19 protein-coding genes are annotated in these 23125 nt (G+C 50.7%); 12 read left to right on the plus strand and 7 right to left on the minus strand.

Going from position 1 to position 23125, the window contains the following annotated elements; translation table 11 throughout:
- Positions 1 to 151 precede the first annotated feature (151 nt).
- Both ACTCCX_RS06635 and ACTCCX_RS06640 read left to right on the plus strand, forming a co-directional pair.
- On the plus strand, positions 152 to 1711 hold the full coding sequence (locus ACTCCX_RS06635) for a Spo0B domain-containing protein (RefSeq protein WP_463275264.1): 1560 nt from the start codon (positions 152 to 154) through the stop codon (positions 1709 to 1711).
- Positions 1711 to 2391, plus strand: a complete 681-nt coding sequence (locus ACTCCX_RS06640) for a response regulator (protein ID WP_463275265.1) — start codon at positions 1711 to 1713, stop codon at positions 2389 to 2391. Before ACTCCX_RS06635 ends, ACTCCX_RS06640 begins: the two co-directional genes overlap by 1 nt.
- A 415-nt stretch (positions 2392 to 2806) precedes the next feature.
- Here ACTCCX_RS06640 and ACTCCX_RS06645 read toward each other — a convergent pair whose 3' ends face one another.
- From ACTCCX_RS06645 to ACTCCX_RS06675, 7 genes are all read right to left on the minus strand, one after another.
- On the minus strand, positions 2807 to 4237 hold the full coding sequence (locus tag ACTCCX_RS06645) for a 6-phospho-beta-glucosidase (protein WP_463275266.1): 1431 nt from the start codon (positions 4235 to 4237) through the stop codon (positions 2807 to 2809).
- A gap of 362 nt (positions 4238 to 4599) precedes the next feature.
- A complete protein-coding gene (locus ACTCCX_RS06650; RefSeq protein WP_463275267.1) occupies positions 4600 to 5493 on the minus strand; it encodes a nucleotidyl transferase AbiEii/AbiGii toxin family protein in 894 nt (297 codons plus the stop codon).
- A 1-nt stretch (position 5494) separates the two neighbouring features.
- Positions 5495 to 6526 (minus strand): type IV toxin-antitoxin system AbiEi family antitoxin domain-containing protein, encoded by a 1032-nt coding sequence (locus ACTCCX_RS06655; RefSeq protein ID WP_463275268.1) that lies wholly within the window; start codon positions 6524 to 6526, stop codon positions 5495 to 5497.
- 364 nt (positions 6527 to 6890) lie between these two features.
- Positions 6891 to 7223, minus strand: a complete 333-nt coding sequence (locus ACTCCX_RS06660; RefSeq protein ID WP_463275269.1) for a hypothetical protein — start codon at positions 7221 to 7223, stop codon at positions 6891 to 6893.
- Between the two features lie 329 nt (positions 7224 to 7552).
- Positions 7553 to 9046 (minus strand): glycoside hydrolase family 1 protein, encoded by a 1494-nt coding sequence (locus ACTCCX_RS06665; RefSeq protein WP_463275270.1) that lies wholly within the window; start codon positions 9044 to 9046, stop codon positions 7553 to 7555.
- Between the two features lie 42 nt (positions 9047 to 9088).
- Positions 9089 to 10426 (minus strand): PTS sugar transporter subunit IIC, encoded by a 1338-nt coding sequence (locus ACTCCX_RS06670; RefSeq protein ID WP_463275271.1) that lies wholly within the window; start codon positions 10424 to 10426, stop codon positions 9089 to 9091.
- A gap of 53 nt (positions 10427 to 10479) precedes the next feature.
- On the minus strand, positions 10480 to 11889 hold the full coding sequence (locus ACTCCX_RS06675) for a glycoside hydrolase family 1 protein (protein WP_463275272.1): 1410 nt from the start codon (positions 11887 to 11889) through the stop codon (positions 10480 to 10482).
- Between the two features lie 168 nt (positions 11890 to 12057).
- On the opposite strand from ACTCCX_RS06675, the gene ACTCCX_RS06680 reads away from it, so the two are divergent.
- The 10 genes from ACTCCX_RS06680 (at position 12058) to ACTCCX_RS06725 (ending at position 23112) form a co-directional block, all read left to right on the plus strand.
- Positions 12058 to 12930 carry a MurR/RpiR family transcriptional regulator gene (locus ACTCCX_RS06680; protein WP_463275273.1) on the plus strand — a complete coding sequence of 291 codons (873 nt, stop codon included), beginning with the start codon at positions 12058 to 12060 and terminating at the stop codon, positions 12928 to 12930.
- Between the two features lie 150 nt (positions 12931 to 13080).
- Positions 13081 to 13437, plus strand: a complete 357-nt coding sequence (locus ACTCCX_RS06685) for a YtxH domain-containing protein (protein ID WP_463275274.1) — start codon at positions 13081 to 13083, stop codon at positions 13435 to 13437.
- A gap of 530 nt (positions 13438 to 13967) precedes the next feature.
- Positions 13968 to 15353 (plus strand): alanine/glycine:cation symporter family protein, encoded by a 1386-nt coding sequence (locus ACTCCX_RS06690; RefSeq protein WP_463275275.1) that lies wholly within the window; start codon positions 13968 to 13970, stop codon positions 15351 to 15353.
- Between the two features lie 85 nt (positions 15354 to 15438).
- Complete coding sequence (locus ACTCCX_RS06695) at positions 15439 to 15660, plus strand: heavy-metal-associated domain-containing protein (protein ID WP_463275276.1); 222 nt, start codon at positions 15439 to 15441, stop codon at positions 15658 to 15660.
- Between the two features lie 562 nt (positions 15661 to 16222).
- Positions 16223 to 17617, plus strand: coding sequence for an L-cystine transporter (locus ACTCCX_RS06700; RefSeq protein ID WP_463275277.1), 1395 nt, complete (start codon positions 16223 to 16225; stop codon positions 17615 to 17617).
- 351 nt (positions 17618 to 17968) lie between these two features.
- Positions 17969 to 19843, plus strand: a complete 1875-nt coding sequence (locus ACTCCX_RS06705) for a heavy metal translocating P-type ATPase (protein ID WP_463275278.1) — start codon at positions 17969 to 17971, stop codon at positions 19841 to 19843.
- An 82-nt stretch (positions 19844 to 19925) separates the two neighbouring features.
- Positions 19926 to 20636: a Crp/Fnr family transcriptional regulator gene (locus ACTCCX_RS06710; RefSeq protein WP_463275279.1), complete on the plus strand. Its 711-nt coding sequence runs from the start codon at positions 19926 to 19928 to the stop codon at positions 20634 to 20636.
- Between the two features lie 352 nt (positions 20637 to 20988).
- Positions 20989 to 21279, plus strand: a complete 291-nt coding sequence (locus ACTCCX_RS06715) for a hypothetical protein (RefSeq protein WP_463275280.1) — start codon at positions 20989 to 20991, stop codon at positions 21277 to 21279.
- Between the two features lie 43 nt (positions 21280 to 21322).
- Positions 21323 to 22246 carry an exonuclease domain-containing protein gene (locus ACTCCX_RS06720; RefSeq protein ID WP_463275281.1) on the plus strand — a complete coding sequence of 308 codons (924 nt, stop codon included), beginning with the start codon at positions 21323 to 21325 and terminating at the stop codon, positions 22244 to 22246.
- An 11-nt stretch (positions 22247 to 22257) separates the two neighbouring features.
- Positions 22258 to 23112, plus strand: coding sequence for a MurR/RpiR family transcriptional regulator (locus tag ACTCCX_RS06725; protein WP_463275282.1), 855 nt, complete (start codon positions 22258 to 22260; stop codon positions 23110 to 23112).
- Positions 23113 to 23125 lie beyond the last annotated feature (13 nt).

The following is a 23125-nucleotide window of genomic DNA, read 5'->3' on the forward strand; positions in this document are numbered from 1 at the left end:
GCGCTTTCTTTAACTTGGTTTCATTATGCTACCGCTTTCAAATTTAAAATAGATTATTTAATTAATTTAAGTGTTATTCAATTAATTAAATTGAGAACGCCTACTTTTCATTTGGTATAATGGCTGTGTACTAGGGAGGGAACATGGAAGAATGATCAAACTGAAGCAAAAATGGAAAAACCAGCGCTTATGGGTGAAGCTCACCTTGATGGTATTGGTCACGGTGGCACTGACGGTCAGCGTCCTGTACCTCTCGCTGACGAACCGTATCTATGAAGCGACGCAGACGCAGGAAGAGGAGCAGCTCCTATCCATCGCCGAAATCGTGGCCGCGCAGCCGCTCGTTGTCGAAACCCTGAGCAACGGTGCCACCAATCCGGAAATCCAGGCCTACACCGACCAGATCACCGAGACCTACCAATTGGACTTCGTCGTGGTCATGACGATGGACCGCATCCGCCTGACCCATCCCGATCCGGACAAGATCAACGAGCCTTTCCAGGGCGGCGATGAGGAAGCCGCGCTATCGGGAGAGGAAACGACTTCGATCGCGCAGGGTACGCTTGGCCAATCGTTGCGCGCTTTCGTCCCGGTCTTCAATGCGGACAACACGGAAATCGGCGTCGTCGCAATCGGCATCAAGACGACCACGCTCGCTTCGATCGCCAAGAAAACGATGCAGCCCTTCTCCGTCAGTTTCGCGGTCAGCCTCTTGTTCGGCTTCGGCGCCGCCATCTTCACGGCTTTCCAGCTGAAAAACCAAATGTACAACCTGGAACCCGTCGAGATCGCCCGCTTATTGGAGGAACGCAATGCGATGCTTGAGAACACGAAGGACGCCATCCTCGTCACCGATAAAAACAACCGGGTCGTCCTCTCCAACCTGGAGGCGAAAAAGCTGTTCCAACAGGATGAAGTGGATGAGGCAATCATCGGCCTACCCATCCAAACGCTGTTGCCTGTGGCGCAGGATTTGAAGCTGTTGGCCGAAAAAAACAAAACGAGCGACCAGATCTATCATCAGGACGGCGTGGACTATCTGCTTTCGACAGCCCCGATCACCGTCGCCAAGAAAGTCATCGGCCAAATCATCCTGATGCGCGATGCCACGGAACTTTATCTGCTGACGGATCAGCTGTTCAACGCGGCCACCTACGCCACCACCCTGCAGACGCAGTCGCACGACTTTTTGAACAAACTGCATGTCATCTACGGCCTGGCCGAGCTGGAGGAGTACGAAGAACTGAACGAGTATCTCAGCAAAATCCTCGAACCGGAGCAGGAGTTCTCCCATCGCATGATTTTTCTGGTCAAAAATCCCGTCATCGCAGGCTTCCTGATCGGCGAGCGCAGCAAGTTCACCGAACGGAACTACCCGTTCATGATCGAAGTCTATCCCGACGTGCCGTCGACGACCGATCATATGGCGGTCCAATGCTGGATCAACATCGTCCGCTTCCTGGACCGGTTCATTCTGGACAACCAGCTGGCCGATGAGCTGCAGATCCATTTCGGTTTCTGGAACGACCGCTTGGAGACCGTCTATGAACTGCGGCTGGATCCCGCCATGCAGGCACGGCTGGCGGAAGAGCTGCGGGCCCCGTTCATTTCCCAGCTGCTGAAAAAAGTCGACGGACAGTTGGCGTGCGAAAGCATCGACCGCTGGCTTCGGATTTCCCTGAAGACGGCGTACAGAAAGGAAGGAAACTGATGGCCTATCATGTATTGATTGTGGAGGACGATCCGATGGTGCTTTCCATCAATCGGCGCTACCTGGAGAAAATCCCCGGCTTCATCGTGTCGGGAACCTGCGGCAGCTACGACGAAGCCATCCGCCTGACCAGCAAGCATACCTACGATCTGCTGCTGGTCGACGTCAACATTCAGGGCAAGAGCGGCCTGGATCTGATCCGGGCCCTGCGGAAACGGGATTATCCGGCCGATCTGATCATGATCACGGCAGCCGGCGAACAGGAGGCGATCCGGATCGGGCTACAGTGCGGCATCGTCGACTACATCCTCAAACCGTTCCAGTTCAAACGCTTCGAAAAGAGCATCGAAGCCTTCGTGCAGCGCCAAGAGCTGCTGCATTCAGCGAAACCGATCACGCAAAAGCAGCTGGACCAGTTCCGCTCGTTGGATAAGCAACCTGACGAGAAGGAAGATGACGCCATCGACAAAGGCTTGACCCCTTCGACGCTGACCATGATCATGGCCTGCATCGACCAACAACAAGGCGATTTCACCGTGAACGACATCACCAGTCTGGCGAACCTTTCCCATGTGTCGGTCCGCAAGTATCTACGCTATCTCGAGGACAAACAGGTCATCGAAATGCGCTTGGAGTACGGAACGGTCGGCCGGCCGACTGCGTTTTACCGGAAGAAATGAACGTCTGGGGTCGTCTTCAGTAAGTGGTGCGAAAATCCAGGCTCTGTCGGGTGTTTTGCGGTCTTCGGTCTTCGTTCTGTCAACAGATCTGCTTTCTCTCGACAGTTCGGATCACCGTCCTGGGCTGATGCCCGACAGATAGGGTTACTGTCGGGTATTTTTTGGTTTCCGGCAATCGTTTTGTCGACAGATGCGCCATCTCTCGACTATTCGGATCACCGTCCTGGGCTAACGCCCGACAGATGAGCTTTCTGTCGGGTGTTTTGCAGTCCTCGCTATTCGTTCTGTCGACAGATCGGCTTTCTCTCGGAATTTCAACTGACTTTTCGCTTGAAAATCCCGACATATACCATAACGAAGCAAAAACAGGAGTGGCCGTCTCGATCTGAGACGGCCACTCCTGTTTGTTATGCATTTAGAACGACAAGTCTTCCCCGTTGCTGGCGATGACTTGTTTGTACCAGTCGAAGGATTTTTTCTTCGTGCGTTTCAGCGTGCCATTGCCTTCGTTGTCGCGGTCGACGTAGATGAAACCGTAACGTTTCTTCATTTCGCCGGTCCCTGCGCTGACAAGGTCGATACAGCCCCAGCTCGTGTAGCCCAACAGATCAACGCCGTCCAAATTCACGGCATCTTTCATGGCTTCGATATGCGCCGCCATGTAGGCGATGCGGTAATCGTCTTCGACATAGCCGTTTTCGTCCGGCACATCGACAGCTCCCAAACCATTTTCAACGATGAACAATGGTTTTTGGTAACGGTCGTACATCGCGTTCATCGTGATGCGCAGTCCCAATGGATCAATTTGCCAGCCCCATTCGCTCGCATCCAGATAAGGATTTTTGACGGATTCAAAAATGTTGCCTGCTGTTTTTGCGTTCACTTCAGGATCAGCGGACGCTACGCGTGAAGAATAGTAAGAGAAGGAAATGAAATCGACTGTGTTTGCATTCAGGATTTCCTTGTCGCCTTCCTCCATCTCGATTTTGATGCCTGCACGCTCCAATTTTTTCAGTGCGTAAGCAGGGTATTCGCCGCGTGATTGCACATCGATGAAGAAGTAGTTTTCACGGTCTTCTTCTTGCGCTTTGAAGACGTCTTTAGGATCGCAAGTATATGGATAGTAGTTCCCGGCAGCCAGCATGCAGCCCACTTGGTTTTCAGGATCGACTTCATGCGCGATGCGGGTTGCGATTGCGCTGGCCATCAACTCGTGGTGTGCGGATTGGAATTTGACTTGTTCTTCGTTTTCGCCTTCTTCGAAGTACAAACCGGCACCCATGAATGGTGCATGTAAAATCATGTTGATTTCATTGAAGGTCAACCAATATTTGACCAAGCCTTTGTAGCGATTGAAAATCGCATGGCAAAGATTCTCATAGAAGCCAACCATTTTGCGGTTGCGCCAGCCGCCGTACTCTTTGATCAGGTGCATTGGGCAATCGAAGTGGGTGATCGTCACCAATGGCTCAATTCCGTATTTATGGCACTCTTTGAACAGGTCTTCGTAGAATTTCAGACCTTCTTCATTCGGCTCCGCTTCGTCTCCGTTAGGGAAGATGCGTGTCCATGCGATAGATAAACGGTAGGTTTTGAAGCCCATTTCGCCGAACAGAGCGATATCTTCTTTATAGCGGTGGTACATGTCGATAGCTTCCAATGCAGGATAGAAATGCTCATCGTCAAAATCGAACATTTTCATTTTACCTGTGATGACGGCTCCTCTGTCTTTGCCGACGGGAACAACGTCAACGTTCGCCAAACCGCGTCCACCTTCGTTGTATCCACCTTCACACTGATTGGCAGCAGTCGCGCCGCCCCATAAAAAGTCTTCTCTTAAAGCCATTTTCCATCCTCCTAGATCTTTTTATACTAAAATGTTGCCTACAGTTTCATCACTTTCGCTTATGCAAAAGTTTTCAGTAACCGCTACCATTCTATTGAACCTTCCCGGCATCGGTTACATTAATAATACTATCACTTTTGGATGGATAATGTAAATATTGTGGGGCAAGAAACATAATTATTGTGGACGCAGAGGCAAAATGGAGGTGAGCTTTGCTTTCGCCTGACGGTTTTTTTCCATTTTCCTCCGGTGAGGACACTCCCTGCCGGAGAAGGAGACCAAAAAAACTCATCACCTCCGACCACGGCGGCTTCGCCGGAGAACAGACCTCCACGATACCTCCAAATCCAGCCGGCAGGCGCTCACCGGAGTTGGAGGTAGAATTGTTGTAACTCTAAAATAAAATCCTTAAGTTGTCGTGCAATCTGTTTAAACTCTATACCATGCGCATATTTTCTATCTTTCACATAATTGGGCCAATACACTCGGTTGACTGTTTCATTGTTCTCGATGTCTTCGATTACGAATAGCCAATCCTCGAACAACTCTTCCTCAATTACGCTTTCATGCCGGAACATCCAAGTATTCTCAAACGCAGCGTAGCACAGATCGATTGTTGGGCGGTTTGGATCACTTAACATAAGCCTCAAATCATAAAAATCTTTCATACGTGAATTTAGAATACCTTTCTCCAATACGGTTTCCAGTTTTTCTGCCAAAATTGTTTGGAGTGGGTATGCCAAAACATTAATCGACTCATTTTTTCCGCGAACTTCACTAAAAGTCAGCTTCAATTCTAAATTGGAAGCTGAGGGAGTGATAACATCCCCCACTCCGATATCCAAATCAAAATTCACCTTGGATTGTTCCCCGTCAAAAAGCATTATCATTTTTGCCCGGAATCCTGAATACCTTCTTTGATCTTGCGTTTGGGTGATTTCTGATACGATGAATGTCACGCCATCATTTAAATCCAACACCGATACTGTCTGCAATGCTTTTCTGATTTCTTCTTGATTGGCCGAGAGATTATTCACCATCGTATCTAAATCTTTCGTGCTCCTTTGACCGATATTGTAGATCGTCCCCATCAGGAAGCCGCCTTTCAGCACGAAATTATCCCGATATTCAGACCGGCTTACCCTCGTCAAAAAGCGTTCTAAAGCATATCTTATCCGTAATTCCTGAACATTTATCGTTTCGCCATCCTCCACTTTCAACCCTCGGATCAGATCTGACAGTCTAGCGCTCCGCATTTCACTCCTCCTTCAGATACCTCGTCAAATAATCATCCAGTATTTTTCCTACTCCCTGTTTACTGGCGATCCTTCTCAGCCTGTTTACATTAACCTGCGGGTCGGCAAGATACCGTTTCAAAGCGGATACTTTTACCTCCTCTTCGATGCGGCTGACAGGTTTCAGAATATCCGCAATTGTCCGCTCCTTCGATGTTATTCGGATGGGATTCAAATTATCAGAAAGCACGGTAATTTGATCTTTTTCGGAAATCTCATCGTTGTTCACAATAATAACATCCGTCAAAAGGGTATGTACTCGTTTTTCATTCTTGCTGATTTGCGACAAATTATACCCCTTAGGAAAACTCACGTATACCGAGTAAGGAATCACATCCGTCAAGTCGTGATAGTACAGTGCCGTAACGTGGGATATTGTGGATTTAGAATATTTATTTACAAGAATGAACTCCCTGTCGACAGGGCTAGCCGGATGAATATAAATCCCCTTGTCCAACTCGGTCAGCTTGTATTTATCGACATACTTCTTGATAGTGTAATCGCTCATCCCATCTTGTCTGAACAATTTCCGGATGACGATTCCATGATATTTGTTCAGCAGGACAAGAAACTTAAATTCGGCCGATCCGATATCGGGGCGCAGATCTCCAGAAATATAGCTGTCAATTTGATTCGCATAAACTTCCGCACTGATTTGATTGAAGTAGCGTTCTACATCTTCGGCTTCCATCGCCTCCAACATGGCTGTCATCGCACTGATCTTGTCCGCCTTCTTCATCCGATTCATGTCGCCTTGATAAAATCGGGCATTCCGGAGAGCGTGCTGCATGTTGTCTTTTATGTCGGCAAAATCTGACTGGTATTTTCCGTAGTCAGATTCCTTCAAAATCTGATTGGATGCGTCCTGCTCACTCACATTCAAAACGTGAATTAGCTTTGCCAAACTATCGGCTGAATATTCCGTGCTCCACAACTGAAAAAGTTCCTGCTTCAGATTCTCAACATTCCGTCTATTTTCTGATTTGCCATCCATCCGCCCACACCTACCTTTACACTTTTAACTATTTGTATAGTTAATTATATAGCAAAAACATTAAATTTCCGAATCATAATTGATTATTTTTTTACTTTTAACCTTTATTGTTCATTGGAATCTGTTAATCATTCAATTTTTCTTGATCATCATTCAGATCCAAATTCCTCCGGTGAGCACACTCCCTGCCGGAGAAGGAGACCAAAAAAACTCATCACCTCCGACCACGGCGGCTTCGCCGGAGAACAGACCTCCGCAATGCAGCCAACTCCGGCCAGCAGATGTTCACCGGAATTGAGCAAGCGGATTGTAGGGATATCCCCAAACAAAAAGACGCCCCGAAAAGGGCGCCTCAACTATCACATCAGTCCGGCGGGCCGATAAGATTGGCGATCAGAAAACCGGCGATGGCGAACACAAAGAACAAGCCGGGCAATATAAGCAGATACACCAGCAGTGAGCGCTCGTGCTCCTTCCTCACGGCCAGGATCCCCATCACCGAAGCCAGTATTGCGGACGCAAAGGTAAGATAGATCACGCTCCCCAACAAAGGACTGTTGATTGGATTGGGGTATTCGATGGTGTTTCCTATTGCGCTGGAAATCCGGTTGCCCGCAACTCCCAGCACCAAGGCGGCAACAAACAAAATCACTGTCCATTTCCCTTTGGACGTTTTTGGCAGAATCGGAAATTTCATAAAGATTCCCTTCTTTCCCGAACCGAAACCGACGCACGCTGCAGTTGCATTATCAGATAGTTTCCTCAACCCGATTATACGCCCATCCAAACGGCGATACCATTTTTTTGGATTCCGACTAGGCAGAATTCCCCGTCAAAATGGTTTTGACGGGGAAGCTCGTGATGTCTGCGGACGTTTTTTCCCGCTAAGCTGGTTTTGGCGGGTTTTCTGACTGCGATTTGACCGGATTTTCCCCGCCAAAGTGGGTTCGGCGGGTTATTTCTGACCATAGCATACATTCAATTGCTGCATAAAACCCTATCGGCTTCCCGATAGGGCTTTTCTGATTATTTTGTTGCGGTGGCCTGCGGTTCGGCGTACAGGCTTGCCCCATTGCTTTCGATGACGTCCTTGTACCAATGGAACGATTTCTTCCGGTAGCGGTCGTAGGTGCCGTTGCCGTAGTCGTCGGCATCCACGTAGATGAAGCCGTAGCGTTTCGCCATCTGGGAAGTCGAGGCGCTGACGATGTCGATGCAGCCCCAGGAAGTGTAGCCCATCAGCTCGACGCCGTCCTTGAGCGCCAGGTTCATCTGTTCGAAATGATCGCGGAAATACGCGATGCGGTAATCATCCTCGACGGTCCCATCCGCGGTCAGCACATCGGTCGAACCGAGGCCGTTCTCGACAATGAACAACGGGATGCGGTACTTGTCATAGAGATCGATCAGCGAAATGCGCAAGCCGACCGGATCGACTTGCCAGCCCCATTCGGAAGTGTCCAGATACGGATTCTTCACGCCCGTTGTCAGATTGCCGCCGACTTTTTCGCGCTTGTCCGCATTTTTCGACACGACCATCGACATGTAGTAGCTGAAGGAAAGGAAATCGACCGTGTAATCCTTCAACAGCTGGAGGTCCTCGTCAGTCCAGGCGATGTGGAAGCTGTTCTCTTCGAAATAGTTCAATACGTGCTTCGGATATTCGCCGAAAATCTGCACATCCGCGTAGAAATGGTTGTCGCGGTTAGCTTTTTGCGCCATCAGCACCTCATCGGGATCGCAGGTTTCGGCATAGGTCATCGTCTTCGTCAGCATCGCACCCATCTGCGCACCCGGGATGATTTCCCGCAGCTGCTTGGTCGCTTCGGCGCTGGCCACGAATTGGTGATGCAACGCCTGATAAATGGCTTCTTCCGCGGCTTTTTTGTCATCGTATTTCTCTTCGACCACACCGACCGTCGTGAACGGATGGCGGAAGACGCTGTCGATTTCGTTGAAGGTCAGCCAGTAGGTCACCAGATCCTTGTACTCACGGAAGACGGTCTCGCTGAACTTGGTGAAAAAATCGATGACTTCACGCGAAACCCAGCCGTCATAATTTTCCACCAAATAAAGCGGCATCTCATAGTGCGACAGCGTCACCAGTGGTTCGATGTTGTGGGCACGCAACGTTGCCAACAGATCGCGGTAATAGTCCAAGCCTTTTTGGTTCGGCTCAGCTTCGTTGCCGTTCGGGAAGATCCGCGTCCAGGCGATCGAAACGCGCAGCACTTTGAAGCCCATTTCAGCAAACAAAGCAATGTCTTCCTTGTAGCGGTGGAAAAAGTCGACGCCTCTTCTTTTCGGATAATAAACGACGTCATCGGTCGCCTTCGCAATGGCGATGTCCTCCAACGAAACGTGCCATTGCGACTTGTAGTCCTCGACGGAAATGTCCGGTTTGAAGCGGGCGACATCCGCCACCGACATGCCTTTTCCGTCCACATTCCAAGCACCTTCAGCCTGATTGGCGGCGATGGCGCCGCCCCAGAGAAAATCTTTCGGATAGTAACTTTTCATTTTTCAGTCCCCTTTTTGTTCTGATTGTGTTTTAGGTTGTGCTCAAATTTTTTCTGCGGCAATCCGGCTTTCAGTTTCAGTCTCGGTTTCTTCTGTCACGACAGCAGTTTTGTTGGCAGCCAAAACGAAAGGCATGTACATCACGACACCCAAGGCCATGATCAGCAGCTGCACGATGACACCGTTGATGCCATAGCCAAGGAAGGCGCCTACGCCAAGCGGAAGACCGAACGGCACATCGACCGTGTTCGGCTGCAGGAAGCCGATCTGGTTGAAGAAGAGCGCGATCGCCGTGCCGATGCTGGAAGCGAAGACGAACGGGATCGCAAACACCGGGTTCAATACTAACGGCAGACCGAAAACGACTGGCTCGCTGATGCCGAACAGCCCTGGCATGAAGGACACTTTGGCGACGGCCTTGTGGTCATCACGCTTGGAGGCGATCAGGATGGCAATCAAAAGGGACAGCGTCAAACCGGCACCGCCGGGAACGATGAACGACATCCAGAAGCCCATGGTTACAGGATTCGTAGCTGCTTCTCCTGCTTGGACAGCCGAGATGTTGTTGGCCAAAGCTGCAATCAACAACGGATTTCGGATGGGTGAAATAATCAAGCCGCCGTGGATGCCCACCAACCAGAATATTTGGCTGACGATAACCAAGAGCATGATGCCGCCTGGGCTTTGGACCAAACTTTCCAACGGTGCCTGCACGATTTTGTAGATGAATTCATTCATGTACATGCCTGTAGTGTTCAGGAATAATTGGGCAACCAGCGCCACGATGATCAAGGTCACGAAAATCGGCAGCAGCACGTTGAAGGAAGCGACGATTCCGCCCGGGACGCTCGGCGGCATTTTGATGCGCAACGCATCCACATTGGATAATTTCGTGAACAGTTCGACAACCAGAATCGTCAGGATCATGCCGATGAACAGGCCTGAAGCGTTCGTGCTGGTTGCCGGCAGACCCCTGACGACCTGCTGCACGCCATCGACTGTCGTAGTGAAGAATTGCGGAACCACAATGACGTAAGCGATCAATGCGACCGCGCTTGTGATCAATGGATTCGTATTATTGCTTTTTGCAAGATTTGATGCCAAAAACAAAGGAATAAGCAGGGACATGATGTCCATCGTTGCGAAATTGATCGTGCTGAATGCCGGTGCCAAAGCGGTCAGGAAGCTGAACGGCGCGAACTGGGCAAGTCCGGTCGTCGGGCTAGTCAGCAGCACATTGAACAGCAATGCAAACGAACCGATGATGATGAACGGCATGTAGGCGGTGAATGCATCCTTGATGGCGCGGAGATATTTGTTCCCCTCGACCTTTTCGGCGACGACATCAATCCCTGAGCTAAGTTTGTCCATGAAACTCATTTAAAATTCCCCCTTCAACTGTTTCAAGCTGTCTTACTTATGATCAACTTGTCCTATTTGAACAGGCTTTCTCCATTTGTTGCGATCACTTCCTGGTACCAATAGAAACTGTCCTTCTTGAAGCGCTTCAGCGACCCGTTACCGGCATTGTCCTTGTCGACGTAGACGAAGCCATAACGTTTTTTCATTTCGCCGGTGCCGGCACTGACGATGTCAAGCGGGCCCCAGTAGGTGTAGCCCATTACCGGAACGCCATCCTTCACAGCCTCGGCCACTTCAACCAGATGCTTCTTGGTGTAATCGATACGGTAGTCGTCATGGATTTGGTTGTCCGCCGTCACCTCGTCATTGCTGCCCATGCCGTTCTCCACGATGAACAATGGCTTTTGGTAGCGGTCGTAGAGCTCGTTGCAGACATAGCGTAGTCCCAGCGGATCGATTTGCCACCCCCATGGCGTTTCGTCCAAGTACGGATTTTTCTCGCCGATGATGCCGCCCGTATTGCCGAGAATCTTCATGCCGTCCTTGTAGGTCGTGCTGCGGTAATAGCTGAAACCCAGATAGTCGCTTGGATAAGCCGCGATTTCGGCCAAATCGGTGTCGTCCATTTCCAGCCGGATGCCGTATTCCTCGAAAATGCGGTCGGCATAGGACGGGTATTTCCCCCGCAACATCACATCGCTGAAGAACAAGGAACGTCTCCGCAACGACATCGCCCCGAAGATATCCTCCGGTCTGCAGGTGTTCGGATAGACCGCGCTCAACGAAAGCATGCAGCCGATCTGCGCTTCCGGCATGATTTCGTGGCACAGCTTGTTGACCCGGGCGCTGGCGACGAACATGTTGTGGGAAGCCTGATAGATGACGCGCAGCTTTTCGTTTTCATCCGTCTCATCCAAAATCACGGCACCCGCCGCAAACGGAATCGTGTGCATGTTGTTGATCTCGTTGAAAGTCATCCAATAGCTGACTTTGTCTTTGTAGCGCTCGAACACGGTGCTGCAGTATTTCTCGAACAGCCCAATCAGCTCGCGGCTTTCCCAACCGTTGTATTTCTGAACCAAGGCGTATGGCGTTTCGTAATGCGACAAAGTCACGACCGGCTCCATGCCGCGTTTCAGCATTTCCGCAAACAGGTCATCATAGAACTGCAGTCCTTTTTCGTTCGGCTCCGCTTCCTCGCCGGTCGGGAAGGTGCGTGCCCAGGAAATCGATGTCCGGAAAGCCTTGAAGCCCATTTCTTCCATATACTGCAAGTCTTCTGTGTAACGGTGGTAAAAATCGATCGCTTCATGGCTCGGATAAAACTTCTCCGGATCGATCGCCTCATCGGGTTGCGACAGCACTCCGTTCGTCAACACATCGGAGATGGCTAAACCTTTGCCGTCCTCCAGATAGGCGCCTTCCGCCTGATTCGCGGCAATTGCGCCTCCCCACAAAAATCCTTTTGGAAATCTACTCATTTTTTTCCTCCTCTAATCGATTCATTAATGCTATGATAACCATTAAAGAATACCGCGTATACACTTCCGGGCGAATCCGGAAAGCGGTTACATGATTTGTTTGCATCCTTCCGTTTGCTTGTAACGGCATTACGGATCAACACGATATCAAATGAGGTGAACAGCAGCATGGACTTGCAGACGAAGCTTGCTTCGGAGTCCTTTTCCGGAACGGAAAAGGCAGTAGTGGAATATTTCATCAATCATTTTGACAGTGTCGTCGACATGACGACTTTACAAGTGGCCAAGCACACCTTCACATCGAACGCCACCGTCGTCCGGGTCTGCCAGAAGCTCGGTTACAAAGGCTTCAATGATTTCAAACTGAAATACTTGACGGAACAGAAGTCGGACTCCCCGTCAGCCGAAAAATTGGATGCCAACTTCCCGATCCAGAGCGGCGACAAAGTGCAGACGATCGCAATCAACATCGCCGCCTTGAAGGAAGCCGCCATCGAAGAGACCAAGAGCCTGCTGGATTACACCAAGTTGCAGGATGTGATCGCGCTCCTGGAGAGGGCCGAAACGATCAATGTCTATTGCTCCCATTCGACCATCGCCCACGCCAAGGAATTCCAGTACCATTGCATGCGCATCGGCAAGCGCGTGATCGTCGCAAGCGGACCGGGCGAACAGGACTACTACGCCAGCCGTTCCTCGGAAGAGAATGTGGCGATTCTGCTGTCCTATACCGGCGAAACCCACGAAACGATCGGCGATGCCAAACTGTGCCGCTACGGCGGAACGAAGACGATCTCCATCACGTCATTCGGCCAGAACAGCCTCAGCGAGGCCTGCGATTACAATTTCTTCATTCCGCCTTGGGAAAAATATTATTCGAAAATCGGCCAATTCGCTTCTTCTGCCGGCTTCAGCTATATCCTTGATCTTTTTTACAGCGGCATCTTCGAAAAGGACTACTTGGCCAACTACGAATACATGCTGGAGCACACCGGCCGATTGAGCATGGTCCAGATCAACAAGAAGATGAGCGATATTTAAGGTTATTATTTAGCCGAAGCCAGTGGTTTTTGTTTTGTTTAATTTTGGGCGTGACTTATACTGAAGGTGTAAAATCGTCTTTTTTTCTTCAAGCATCCAATCCGTTCAGTTGTATGGTGGTATTTGGACTAAATAAAGGAGGAACCGACAATGGGAAAATTTTCCAGTTTCGTTAAAGGGCTTGTGATCGGCGGAGGGATCGCCCTGCTGCTGTCTCCGAAGCCCGGCAAAGATATCCGCAAAGATTTGGCCGACAAAGCCGATGAAGCGTTGGACAAAGTGATGGACTACACCGATAAGGCCAAGGAAACCGTGATAGACACTGCAAAAGAGGCCGTCGATCAGGCCAAAGAAAAGGCCCAGGAAACGACCGACACCGTGAAGCAGAAATTCGCCGCCAAAGTTCCCGAATCCGAGGAACGCTTCGATGCCGAAATGGAAGGCGAGGCGCCGGCGCCCGCAGCCGACGAACTTGATCCGATCGAGGAAGCGCTGAAGACATTGTGAACGCAACAGAAGAGGTCGCCCCTATTTAGTCAGGGCAGCCTCTTCTGTTGCCGTTTACGCCCGGCTTACGCACCGAGAACGCATAGGCCCGGATTTATGTTTGATTTTTGGGGTCTGTTTTTTTGGTCTGCGCAGGCAGACGATCGAATGCCGCTCGGGTATTCGATCATTTCAGTGCCATGTGGGGTCAGATAGTTGAATGTTCTTCACCTATTCGACATTCTCGAGCCCAAACGCTAGGTAGAATATTGGCCTGAGCAGTTCTTCTGAATTCCAATCGGCTTTACCACCCTCGAACCTCATCATATTCTAATCATCCGAAAAAACACAATCCCTTCTGCGCCTAAGCGCAGTCCCAAGCACGAAAAATGTGTTTTTCGTCACAAAAATCTAATCCAACTCTCTTCTTCGGTCGTTTTTCCCTAATGAAAATTTCACAATCCCATTGACACCGCCATGGGATATCGATAGAATATCAAAGATACATAACAAAATGGTGTGAATGCACCTATTGGAGGATTTGGTATTATATGGATGCGATATATAGTTTTTTGGCCAACTATGTGAATGTTCTCTTATGGGATTATTTCCTGACATACGGCCTGCTGTTCGCGGGATTGTTCTTCTCGTTCCGCTTCGGTTTCCCGCAAATCACGCGCATGTGGGAAGCTTTCAAGCAAGTTTTCGGTAAAATATTCAAAAAAGATGCTTCCCAAGAAGGTTCGATGTCTTCCTTCCAAGCTCTTGCGACAGCCATAGCGGCTCAAGTCGGCACAGGGAACGTCGCGGGTGTGGCAACGGCCATCCTAGGCGGTGGACCGGGCGCCATTTTCTGGATGTGGGTGTCCGCTTTCCTTGGTATGGGTACGATCTTCAATGAAGCCATCCTGGCTCAGGTCTACCGGATGCGCGACCGCAACAAGGGCGATCTTGTCGGCGGACCGGCCTTCTACCTTTCCAAAGGGGTCGGATCCAATGCTTTGGCTAAATTTTTCTCAGTTTCGCTGATCGTAGCGCTGGGATTCATCGGCAACATGGTGCAATCGAACTCGATCGCATCGGCCGTTACCACCGCCTTCGCCATTCCGGAATGGGTGACCGGCTTCCTGATTGCTGTGGCAGCCATCCTGATTTTCGCAGGCGGAATGAAACGCATTGCTTCATTCGCCGAATTCGTCGTCCCGATCATGGCACTTGTATATATCGTCGCCAGTCTCGTTATTTTATTCCTCTTCCGTGATAATGTTGGCCCTGCCCTCAAAATAATTTTTGTCGGAGCCTTTACGCCGCAAGCCGCTATCGGCGGTATCGCCGGAGCATCCGTAAGAGCTGCAGTCCAAAAAGGTGTGGCACGGGGCCTGTTCTCCAACGAAGCCGGAATGGGTTCGACGCCGCACGCGCATGCCGTCGCGCACGTTGATCATCCCGTACAACAAGGGTTGGCAGCGATGGTCGGTGTATTCATCGATACCGTCGTCGTCTGCTCCGCTACGGCACTGATCATCTTGGTGACCGAATCCTATCTGGATCCTGCCTTGAAAGGTGCACAAGTGACCCAAGCCGCATTTTCGATCGCGTTCGGAGGCGGTGGATCCGTCCTTTTGGCCATCTGCCTGACTTTCTTCGCCTTCACGACGATCATCGGCTGGTACTACTTTGGCGAATCGAACATCAAATATCTGTTCGGAACGAAAGGCGTCTTGCCTTACCAGATTCTAGTGGCGATCTTCATTTTCCTGGGCGCGCTTCAGGAAGTCGATATCGTTTGGATGCTTGCCGATACGTTCAACGCCCTCATGGTCATCCCCAATTTATTCGGTCTCTTCTATCTATCCAATCAAGTCAAAGCTGTCCTGGAGGATTACGACCGTTGCAAATTGGAAGGCCGCATCTTCTACGATTACGACGTAAAATGATTTCGAATACTTGATGCCGGTCAAGTCCTTTCCAACTTATTCCGCTTATACTGGAGTCATACCAGACACACAGGAGGAATGAATCATGAACCAAGCCGTTATCCAATTGGGCCCCGTCACTTGCCCATCGTGCATCAAGAAAATCGAATCCGCCGTCAGTAAAATCGAGGGTGTCGAAACCGTCAAAGTGTTGTTCAACTCAAGCAAAGTCAAAGCCGCATTCGACGGCAACAAAACTTCAGCTAGCGATATCAGTGAAACAATCCAAAAACTGGGTTACGAAGTCCAATCGGTCAAAGAATCCTAGCTTTTTTAGGGGTCGCCACAATTGAGTGGCGGCCCCTTCTTTTTTACTGTCGAAGGTGTCCTGAAACATGGATTCCGGGCAGTAATTCATTTTTCTGTATCCTCACTCCCGCAAATTCAATTATTCCCGAACCGAGGGATATCAGTTGCTTTTGAAAAATAAGCGTGCTATCATGAAAACACAAATGAGAATAAGTTGTGCGTTGAAGAGAAGAAGTACCTTTCACGGTCATCAAAGAGAGCCTCGGTTGGTGGGAAGAGGCATGGTCAGGATAGCGAAAATGCGTCTCGGAGCAAAGCGGTGCGTTAGTGCCGTTTCGGTTTGTACCCGATAGCGTACAGAAGTATGGCTTGTTCTGCGTACTTCATGAGGCAGGATCCGCGAGGGTCGTGCGAACTAGGGTGGATCACGAAGAGCTTTCGTCCCTGTATTCCAAGCATTTGGAGTATAGGGACGAGGGCTTTTTTGGTTCTCGGAAAAGGGATGCGAATGGCACTCATTTTTCTATTTCATCCGGCATCTGTTTTCAGTCAGGCATTATATTTTAAAGGAGGAATTTTTTATGGAAATCTTTTCCATCGTCGCTATTTTGCTAGTCTTTGCAGCATTGCTTTTCGCGCTTTACCGTTTGGGGGCCAAACATGTCAAGTTCTCAAGACGCGTCTTCATCGCGTTGGCTCTGGGGGTCATCTTCGGGGCAGCCATCCAGCTGCTTTTCGCACCGGACAGCACAATCACATTGACCGCCATCGATTGGATCAATATCGTCGGCAACGGTTATGTCCGCTTCCTGCAGATGCTGATCATCCCGTTGATCTTCGTTTCAATCGTGGGTGCATTCACCCGCATCGAGGAAACGAAGAATCTCGGAAAAATCAGCGGATCCGTTCTTGGCACTTTGTTAGGCACAACCGCCATCGCTGCCCTTATCGGCTGGGCATCCGTCATCCTCTTCAATCTTGACGGCGCACAATTCACGCAAGGTTCCGCTGAAACTGCAAGGATCGAAGCCTTGACTACCCAACAGACGCAAGTCGCTGATTTGACGATCCCTGGCCAAGTGCTCAGCTTCATCCCGACCAATATTTTTCAGGATCTGGCCGGTCTGCGTAGCACGAGCACGATTGCCGTTGTAGTCTTTTCCGCTTTTGTCGGGATCGCTTATATGGGCATCAAGAAAAAACAACCTGAAAATGCTGCTTTGTTCAAGAAAGGGTTACAAGTCATCCAATCCATCGTTATGCGCATCGTTACTTTGGTTCTGCGCCTGACTCCTTACGGAATCTTGGCCTTGATGACCAAAATGATGGCGACATCCAGTTACCAAGCCATCGTCAACTTGGGACTGTTCGTGGTCGCTTCCTATGCCGCTTTGCTGGTTGTCCTGCTGGTGCACAGCTTGATTCTGACGGCTGTCGGCGTCAATCCGATCACCTACTTCAAAAAAGCTTTCCCAGTCTTGAGCTTCGCCTTCACTGCCCGTTCCAGCGCCGGCGCACTGCCGTTGAACGTTGAAACACAAACGAAAGCTTTGGGCGTCGATGATGCCTCTGCCAACTTCGCTGCCAGCTTCGGCCTATCCATCGGTCAGAACGGTTGCGCGGGCGTCTACCCTGCCATGTTGGCGACCATCGTGGCACCGACTTTGGGCATTGACGTCACCAGCATCGGCTTCGTCCTAACGCTAATCCTGGTCGTGACGATCAGTTCCTTCGGGGTTGCCGGTGTCGGCGGCGGCGCGACTTTCGCCGCTTTGATTGTTCTGGGCGCCATGAACTTGCCTGTCACAATCGCCGGATTGGTCATCTCAGTAGAACCAGTCATCGATATGATGCGCACGCTGACAAACGTCAACGACAGCATGTTGGCCGGCGTCGTTTCTTCCCGCAACATCGGAGAATTCGACTCCTCCATCCTGAATGATGAAGCTGCTGTTGTTGATGGGGATGCGATTTAGTCTTCTATTTATATCTGTCCTGACAAAGGACTCGGCTGCCTGCAATTTGCGGGCAGCTTTTTTTGTATTCGGATATCATTGAGCGAAGAAGTCGCTGCGCTCCTCCGGTGAGGCTTCCCACGCAGGAGAACAGCGGTAATGTGCGGGTCTCTTCTCCTGCGAGCAGGTTCTCGTAGGAGCACAGGACTTAAATGTGGGCCGTACTCCGGTGTAGCCTCCGTTCGCCGGAGGAAAACGGTTGAGGTGCTGCCGATCTGATTTCCGCATCCAAAGCTTGACCCCCATCAAGTCGCTTTCCTGCTTAATGGCGTATGATTAGGCTATAGGAAAATACCAGAGGAGGTCATTCAAATGATCAAATGGATAAATAAATACAAAAACCGCATTACCGCACTATCAGGCTTCCTAATCGTCATCGGTTTTGCTTTGAAAACCCTCGGATATACCACTGCTGCTGACTTCGCGCTTATCCTCGCGACGCTCATCGCGGTGGTTCCGATCATGTACAAAGCCTATCTGGCGTTGCGGATGAAAGCTTTCAGCATCGAGCTGCTGGTGACGATTGCAGTCATCGGTGCGCTGTTCATCCGCGAATATACGGAGTCTTCCGTCGTCACCTTCCTGTTTCTGTTCGGTGACTTCCTGGAAGCACGCACCTTGGAAAAGACCCGCTCTTCTCTACGCTCTTTGATCGACATGGCGCCTCAGGAAGCCACGATTCTGCGCGGGGATGTCCAGACGGTGGTTTCGGTGGAGGAAGTTTCTGTCGGAGACCGCTTACTGATCAAGCCGGGCGGCAAAATCCCGGTAGACGGCATCATCGTGAAGGGCCAAGCCGCCATCAACGAAGCCGCCGTGACGGGCGAATCGGTCCCGGCCAACAAATCCTTGGATGACAAAGTCTTTTCGGGGACATTGGTGGATGATGGTTTCATCGAAATGATCGCGGAAAAAGTCGGCGATGACACAACTTTCGCTAAAATCATCGAATTGGTCGAAGAGGCGCAGGAATCCAAATCCAAGGCCGAACGTTTCCTCGATGCCTTCGCCAACTTTTACACGCCGGCCATTGTGGTGCTTTCCGTCATCGTTTACGCTTGGACGCGTGACTTGCATCTTGCCATCACTTTCCTTGTGATCGCGTGCCCTGGCGCCCTCGTGATTGGAGCGCCGGTATCGAACGTGGCCGGCATCGGTAACGGCGCCAAATACGGCGTGCTCGTGAAAGGCGGCGAGGTTATGGATCGTTTTTCCAAAGTCGATACGCTCGTTTTCGACAAGACCGGCACGCTGACAAAAGGCAAACCGGAAGTGACCGATATCCATATCCTCGGTGCTGTCGATCGCAGCGAACTGCTGCATCTGACGGCTTCGGCGGAGCGCATTTCCGAACACCATCTCGGACAAACAATCGTGAAATACGCACATCAACAAGGCCTGGAAATGGGCGCTGCACCGAAAGATACGGAAGTGATCAAAGGCCACGGATTGAAAGCGACTGTGGACGGCCGCCGTCTCATCGCCGGCAACCGCAAACTGATGGCGCAGACCGGAATCTTGATAAATGAAGCAGCAGAAAGTTACGCAATTGCACGCGAAAAAACCGGCAATACCGTCGTTTTCATCGCCATCGACGGCACGCTTGCCGGGCTCTTCTCGATCGCCGATCAGATTCGTGAGGACGCACCACAGGCTTTGGCCGAAATGCGCCGCAACGGTATCAAACAGATCATCATGCTGACGGGTGACAACCGGCATACCGCCCAAGCGGTTGCTGAGCAGCTGAAACTGGATGCCTTCCATGCCGAGCTGCTGCCGGAGGATAAAGTGCGGTTCGTCAAACAGTTGCAGGCTGAAGGAGCCGTCGTGGCGATGGCCGGTGACGGTATCAACGATGCACCTGCCATCGCGACAGCCGACATCGGCTTGGCCATGGGCGAAGGTGGGACCGATATCTCGATGGAGACGGCCGACGTTGTGCTGATGGCCGACAAACTGATGCAGTTTTCCCACGCTTATTCGCTATCAAAGGCGACCATGCGCAACATGAAACAGAACATCGCCATTGCGGTAGGGGTCGTTTTCTTCCTTTTGGCGGGCGTGCTGATGGGTTCCGTCCATCTCGCCAGCGGCATGTTCATCCACGAAGCCAGCATCCTGGCCGTCATCCTGAACGCCATGCGTCTGATCGGGTTCAACCGGACATCGAACATCGCACTAAGATAAAATTCGCACGCAGACGGTGGATTGCGGTACAATTTAAGCAACCAAGACTGCCTGTCCCATTCCGAAACGGAGGATTTGCCAAATGAATGAACAAACTAAAACTGCCCACAACTGCAGTGGCGCGTGCTCTTGCAACGCTCACCGCTCCTGCATTTCGCTGGTGCCGATCTTCAATCACTTGGAGCCGGATCAGATGGACGAAATCATGTCCGTCACGCATCCGGCGACCTACAAAAAAGGCGAACTGCTCTACCGCCCCGGTGATACGTCGGATACACTCTACATCCTCCATTCCGGCCTGATCCGCATTTACCGGCTGGCCGAGTCCGGAAAAGAGCAGCTCGTGCGTTTCCTCAATCCGGGCGATTTCACCGGTGAGTTGGCCCTCTTCAGCGAATCGAAGCACGAAGCCTATGCCGAAGCGGTGAAGGAGACCCAAGTTTGCCGGATGAAAAGGAGCGATCTGCAGCACTTTTTGTTGAAATACCCTGCCATTTCGCTGAAATTGCTGCAGGAATTCTCCAACCGTCTGGAAAAATCGGAAAGGCAGACGACCTATGTGGCGACCGAAAAAGTCGAAGCGCGCTTGGCCCTCTACCTTGCCGAACTGGCCAAGAAAGACGGCGACACCATTGCTTTGCCGATGTCGAAGAAGGATCTCGCTTCCTACCTCGGGACGACACCGGAAACGATCAGCAGGAAGATGGGCTCATTGGAGGATCATCACCTCATCAAACAACTGAACCACCGCGAAATCATCATCCTCGATCTCGATGGTCTGCTGTTCCTGTAAAACCGTTAGCGACCGTCTCGTAATGAGACGGTTTTTTACTTGCAACCGGATGAATCGTTGGATGTCCGCTGTCGGGACGGCTAAGAGTTGCAAACGCCCGACAAAAGGACGATTTGTCAGGTTTGTTGTGGTTTTCGGTGATTGTTTTGTCGACAGATGTGTACTCTCTCGTCATTCGGGGATGCTATCCTGGGCGGACGCCCGACAAAAGTGCGATCCGTCAGGTTTGTTGTGGTTTTCGGTGATCGGTTTGTCGACAGATGCGTACTCTGCTTGTCTTTGCCGGATCACAACCGTATTCTCGAAGCATGCTTTGTGGTAGAATGGGTTTACGAAAAAGGGGGAAATTTTGATGACAGAAAAAATGCAGCAGCGACTTTTGTTGGCCTTTGCCACGGTTGTCGGCTTCGTGATCGGCTACCTGAATCCGGTGGCGTCGCAGGCGCTCCTGTCGGGAATCGGCTGGATCGCGGGAATCGGCATGTTCTTCCTCTTCCGGCGCTCGAACAAAAATCCGGAGCGTGACTACTCGGAAAGCTGGGCTTACCTGCTCATCCGCATGCTGTTGTTTTTCATCATTGGTGCCGCTCTGGGCAGCATGATCCCTTATTACCAAGAGATCATAGCTTTGCAGCAGCAATAGGCCATTTATTCATTTTCACTAAATAACCAAAAGGAGTATGCACATGGATTACGTCGCCATTGACTTTGAAACTGCAAACAGCCGGGGTGACAGCGTCTGTTCCATCGGCCTGAGCCGTTTTTCCGACGGCAAGGAAGTTGATCGCTACTATGCGCTCATCAATCCGCGCCAATATTTCAGCCACGGAAACATCCAGATCCACGGCATCACCGAGGACATGGTCGCGCGGGAACCTGACTTTGCCGGCCTTTATCCGGAAATCCGTTCGTTCATCGGCGCAGATCCGCTTGTGGCTCACTTTGCCCAATTCGATATGAAGTGCCTGCAGCAAACGATCGAAACCTACAAATTGCCGAAGATGCAGAACGAATTTTTCTGTTCCTGCAAGATGGCGCAGCGCATGCTGGACCTGCACAACAACCGCTTGCCGACTGTGTTGGACTACTTCGGCATGACCATCGATAACCACCATAACGCAGTGGAGGATGCGGTCGCCTGCGGGTTGATCACCAGCAAGATGCTGGCGCAATACGATTATGAAATCCAAGGCTTTCTTGACGAATACCAGTACCGGATGGGCAAATTGTTCTCGCATAGCTTCGGCGTCGCGAAAGGCGGTAAAAGTACGCCTGCCAGACGAACAAAAGCGACGGCCCCGCTGAAGCCGAAAAGCCTACTGTTCGAAAAGGAGCACGTCTTTTACGACAAGCACGTCTGCTTCACCGGCCGTTTCCAGAAACTGAAGCGCAACGATCTGGCGCAGCTCGTCGTCGATGTCGGCGGCCATTTCGATGCCAATCTGAGTTATGAGACCCTCTACCTCGTCGTCGCCGACAGCGATTGGCGCAAAATCGGCACACCGGGTGAGAGCCGCAAAATCCAATCCGTCCGCGAACTGCAGGGCAGCGGCCACAATTTGACGATGCTTTCGGAATCGGATTTCCTGCGCATCTTTTTAAAGAAATGAGGTGACGATAGATGAATATCTTCAGCAAAATGGACAATTTGGTCAGCCTGACCGAAAACGAGAAAATTTTGGTTGCCTATATAAAAGAAAATCCCGAGGCTTTCGTGAAGATGACTTCCGCGGAAATCAGCGAAGCCAGTTTCATTTCGAACGCAACGATTTACCGCTTATGCAAAAAGTTGGATCTGACCGGACTTTCCGAATTGAAGATCCTCGTTTCGGCTTCGGTCGGCGATTATCTGAAGGAGCGCAAGACGCTGGATTTCAACTATCCGATCCATCCCAATGAAACCCAATATCAGATCACACGGACGATGCAGGAACTCTACGAACAGACGGTTGTGTCCTCGCTCAATAATCTCGATCTGGAGCAGCTGCGGCAGGCGGCTTCTCTGATGAAAAAGAAAACAGCCATCGATCTTTATACCTCCGCCGGGAACCTGTTTTTCGCCGAGAATTTCAAGTTTCAGATGCAGGAAATCGGCAGGTTCGTCAATGTCCCGGTCGAAGAATACCATCAACGTCTGACGGCGGCTGCCAGTGATCCCTCACACCTGTCGATTGTTGTTTCATATGGAGGCAGGGGTACGGTCATTCCTGAAATTGTGAGTATCCTGAAAAAAAACCGATCGCCCATCCTGTTGATCACATCCACTGATGAGATTCCTTTCGCAAGCGCTGCCACGCACCACCTGTACATGAGTTCGAATGAAAGCCATTACAATAAGATTTCTTCGTTTTCGACCCGGCTTTCATTGCTGTTTTTGTTGGACTGTCTCTACACCAGCTATTTCAAACTCGATTACGATCACAATGTTGCAATGAAAATGGATTTCTACAAAAAAATCAGCCGCTTCACTTGGTGAGAATTCACCAGGT

It is taken from the genome of Trichococcus sp. (genome assembly GCF_055118575.1).